At 59.8% G+C, this 3,756-nt stretch carries 6 protein-coding genes; 4 read left to right on the forward strand and 2 right to left on the reverse strand.

Annotated features, from left to right (window positions below):
* Nucleotides 1-836: hypothetical protein (locus ABD151_RS21725; protein WP_343996969.1), on the forward strand; the 836-nt coding region annotated here is incomplete at its 5' end.
* Here ABD151_RS21725 and ABD151_RS21730 read toward each other — a convergent pair.
* Together ABD151_RS21730 and ABD151_RS21735 are read right to left on the reverse strand one after the other, a co-directional pair.
* On the reverse strand, nucleotides 833-1,117 hold the full coding sequence (locus tag ABD151_RS21730) for a hypothetical protein (protein WP_343996970.1): 285 nt from the start codon (nucleotides 1,115-1,117) through the stop codon (nucleotides 833-835). The two genes, ABD151_RS21725 and ABD151_RS21730, sit on opposite strands and share 4 nt — an antisense overlap.
* A gap of 112 nt (nucleotides 1,118-1,229) precedes the next feature.
* The gene (locus ABD151_RS21735) at nucleotides 1,230-1,862 is read right to left on the reverse strand and encodes a DUF2461 domain-containing protein (RefSeq protein WP_343996971.1); all 633 of its coding nucleotides are present in this window, start codon (nucleotides 1,860-1,862) and stop codon (nucleotides 1,230-1,232) included.
* Nucleotides 1,863-1,989: 127 nt separating this feature from the next.
* Between ABD151_RS21735 and ABD151_RS21970 the strand changes: the two genes are divergently transcribed.
* The 3 genes from ABD151_RS21970 to ABD151_RS21745 form a co-directional block, all read left to right on the forward strand.
* On the forward strand, nucleotides 1,990-2,223 hold the full coding sequence (locus ABD151_RS21970; protein ID WP_425571955.1) for a helix-turn-helix domain-containing protein: 234 nt from the start codon (nucleotides 1,990-1,992) through the stop codon (nucleotides 2,221-2,223).
* A gap of 236 nt (nucleotides 2,224-2,459) precedes the next feature.
* Complete coding sequence (locus tag ABD151_RS21740) at nucleotides 2,460-2,963, forward strand: DUF4365 domain-containing protein (protein WP_343996972.1); 504 nt, start codon at nucleotides 2,460-2,462, stop codon at nucleotides 2,961-2,963.
* Nucleotides 2,960-3,756 (forward strand): hypothetical protein (locus tag ABD151_RS21745; RefSeq protein WP_343996973.1); only part of this gene is annotated, 797 nt, incomplete at its 3' end. The genes ABD151_RS21740 and ABD151_RS21745, both read left to right, overlap by 4 nt.

Genomic DNA, 3,756 nt, shown 5'->3' on the forward strand with positions numbered 1-3,756 from the left:
TCGGAGCGTGGGAGCCGATCGTTGACCCCGACACGTGGGGTCTCATCTCGGCCCGTCTCAATGACCCCGCTCGCAAGGTGGGCGGCTCCAGTAGGGGCCGCAAGGCTGAGAACTTGCTGACCTCCCTCGCTACATGTGCTCGCTGTGACGAGATGGTGAAGGGGAAGACCACCCGTCTACGTGAGCGCAAGGGAGCGAAGGGGACGCTCGGCTACACAGGCGCGACGGTTCCCATCTACTCGTGCGAGCATCGCCACTTGACCACGGTGCGTAGCGAAGCCGATGGCTGGGTCGTCGATGCCATGTCTCTCGCTGCGTCTGTGCACGCTCCAGGGCTGGTTCTATCGATCCCCGAGCCGGGGCAGTCGCTGGAACTGGTGGCTGTTGTTGAGGAGAAGCGGGAGCAGATGAGGGAGTTGGGGAAGGCTTTCGCGACCTTGCCACGGATCGCCTTTGATGCTGCCATGGAAGCGTTGTCGGCAGATCTGGAAGCAGCCGAGGCGGCTGCATCAGCCGCTTCCGTGGGTGACGTTGACCCATCTCGGCTGAACGCTGAAGCCGTGACCAACTTCCGAGATGCAGACCTGGACACTCAGCGTGCAGTCTTGGCACGCGTTGCCCGGATCCGCCTTCACCCCCGAGGCAGGGGTAAGCGAAACCTTCATATCTCTGAGCAGGTCGAGATGGATGTGAAGGTAACCGAGGCAGATGGATCGTCTGAGTGGGTTCCGGTGCTGCGTCCCCGTGCGACGGGATGGGAACCTGCCAAGGCCTCAAAGCCCAGCCACTTGCTGCCGATCACGGCACGCGCCATGGCAGAGGCTAAGGGGCTCTAGGTTTGGGAGCGGAGGAACTGGAGCAAGCGCTTCGGGACAGCGACGCCATAGCGGTCAGCCGACTCAACGACGTCCCTCACGTGGCTGAGGCGTTGCAGAAGGTCGCTGTCGGTCAAAGCTGATAGTTGTCCGATCTGGTGGGACAGCAGCCGAGCGATCTCTTTGTTGTGCCCGTTCAGTTCGTCGATCTGCCACATCAGTTGCTGGAACTCATTGAGCTCGTACCCGGTGATGGTTTGTTCATCGCCCCGGAACACCGAGTCGCCATGGTGCAGGGTCACGAAAAGAGCCTGGCGGAGGACGTGCATCTCTTCCGCGTTGACTACGTAGGAGCCTTCTGGAGTCTGTTCCACAAGGTAATCTTCGCTGAAGTGCGGCGCTCGGGCAGGCGAGTCAGGCCTGTGCGTTCTTGGCGATCCACTTCGTGACAGGTGAGATGGCTTGCCAGTCAGCCCGAACCTGCTCGACTAGTTCAGGGCCATGGATGATCGGTTCGAAGCCCAGCGATCGGCCGAGTGTCAGCGACTTGTGCCGAAGCAGATCGATCCGAGGGTGGTCGGCTTCGAAGCCACGGGGCTTCGTCTTGAGCTTGTCTCCGCCGAGTTCGTAGCCCTGGCGGGTGACCTTCTTCAACAACTTCTCCAGTTCGGGGCCGAGCCTGTCGTGATCGATCGCCGCTCGGAAGGCTGCCAGTCTGTCGGGGGAGAACCAGTAGCAACCTCCCCCGGTCCTAACCCCTCGGGCTGAGATCTCCACGTAGTAGCCCGTCTCTGGGGCGACAGCAACGAACGCCCCCTGGTGGGTCTTGTAGGGAACCTTGTCCTTGGAGAACCGAACATCTCGGTAGGGACGGAAGATCTTCGCTGCGCCGAACTCGTCAGCAAGGGCTTCGATCAGCGCTCGCATGGGTGCTTGGACAGCGTTCGCGTACGTCTCCTTGTGGGACTCCCAGAACGATCGCGTGTTGTCCATCTCCAAGTCGTCGTAGAAGTCCAGGGCAGCGACCGGGAAGCCTTCGAAGTTCACTGCTCCAGTGTGCCTGATCAACTCGGTAGCCAGTAGGTTGCCGCTGAGAGAGAGGAGGGTCATGGCAGACCCGCATAACAGGTGGACATGGGAGCGTGCGCTCCGAGATCGCTCGGCTGCAGAGGGCATGAAGCCTGCGACTCAGCACCTGGCCTTGGTCTTGGCTACCTACGCCGACCCCGCTGGGGATGGGATCTACCCGTCTGTTGAGACCTTGATGAAGGTGACAGGGAAGGGACGGTCAAGCATCTTGGCAACCCTCAAGGATCTTCGTGAGTCCGGATGGGTGGAGCAGGAGAGCCAAGGGAGCAACCTGTCGGGGAAGTCCAGTAGGTACGTTCTGAAGGTCCCGGGGAAGTAGATCCAGCGGGCTGGACCCTAACAAGCCTTCCTTACTTCCTAACATCCTTACTTCCTAACATCCTTACTTCCTAACATCCTTACTTCCTAACATCCTTACTTCCTAACTTAGTCACAGGTCTCCGCCGAGGGGGAGGCTCACGAGGACAAGTCCTTCCTTCCCTGGTCTCATGGGACGAACCCGCTGACGGGCAGGATGACCTTCGACTAGGTTGGCCCAGTGAGAGGAGAGTGCCTGTGAGTCACCAGACCCTCGACCTCTCCGCTGCCGTAGGGCGCAACGCCGTCGCTTATGTGAGCAAGGTCTGCGCTCAAGCCCACATCGGCCTGACGGAGACTCGTGCGGGTGAGGACGTTCTCGCGATCGATGCGACCATCGACTACCACGAGCAAGGCATCCGGGTTCAGATCAAGGGAACCACTGGTCGAAGCCTGGTGGCACATGGTGGACAGTTCACTGTACCGATCGAAGACGCTTGGCGAGAGAAGTGGCAGAGGAACCGCAGTGCCGCCTACTTCATCCTTGTTCTGATGTCGCGCGACGTTGACTCTTGGTTCGCCTTGGGCGCAACCGAGACGCTCGCAGCCTCGTATGCGCTGTGGGCTCGCGTTGACGACCTTCCGGATACTGCGACGCACGTCGTCTTCGACCGCTCGGTCAGGTTTTCCAGCGAAACGCTTGCAGGCTGGCACCAGCAGCTCATGACGGCTGGCTATGGCGATCCTGGAGGAGACTCATGAGTGAGGCTCTTCACCCACTCCAACTTGGCAGCTTCAAGGCGTGGTTGACTCAACATGGCTGGGAGTCCGTGAGTCGCGGCCAAGTGGGAGAACTGTTTTCCTTTGACGTGGCTGGATCAAGTGAGATCACCACTTCCGATGATCCCGGAACTCGTGTCGGCATCCCCGACGACCTTGGCTCCGATCCCGAGATCACAGCAGGTGTGATCGAACGGATCGCCCGCGCGATGCGCCGGGAAGTTTCTTCGATCCGTCACTTCGTTGCCTCTCCGCTGCGAGATCAAGTCGAACTTCATCTCAAGGGCGAACGTCTAAAGGCTGGGGCGGTCCCGCTCGATGTGGCTGCTGAGGCGTTGAAGAACAGTAGGAGGCTCTTTTCCTCCTCGGGGACAAGTGCGCTCGCTCCCGGTTGGACGGTTGCGAGGAGGTACCGCCGCGAAGCGCAGGACTTGGCCAAGGAAACCGAACTTGGGCACACAAAAGATGGATCGTTTGTCTTTCCCTTCTACGTTCCGTTGAACCGCGATCGAGTCGCCACACTGTTTGACGTCAGTGAAACCAAGATCGAGCCCTTTGAGCGTAGGACGACTCGGACCTTGGCGACTGGACTGCAAACTGCTAGGTCTCTGGTTGAGCGCGATGTTGAAGGCCTGTCGGACGAGGAGCTAAACATCGCCTCTTCCGTCGGTCTGACCAAAGAGTTGTGTTCCTCTCTGCATCTGATGCTGACGAGCGAGGTCATCGATGAAGTTCAGGTCAACTTTGAGTGGTCCCCAGCGTTCGGTGCGACGAA

Source organism: Nocardioides dubius, from assembly GCF_039528155.1.
Taxonomy (GTDB): domain Bacteria; phylum Actinomycetota; class Actinomycetes; order Propionibacteriales; family Nocardioidaceae; genus Nocardioides; species Nocardioides dubius.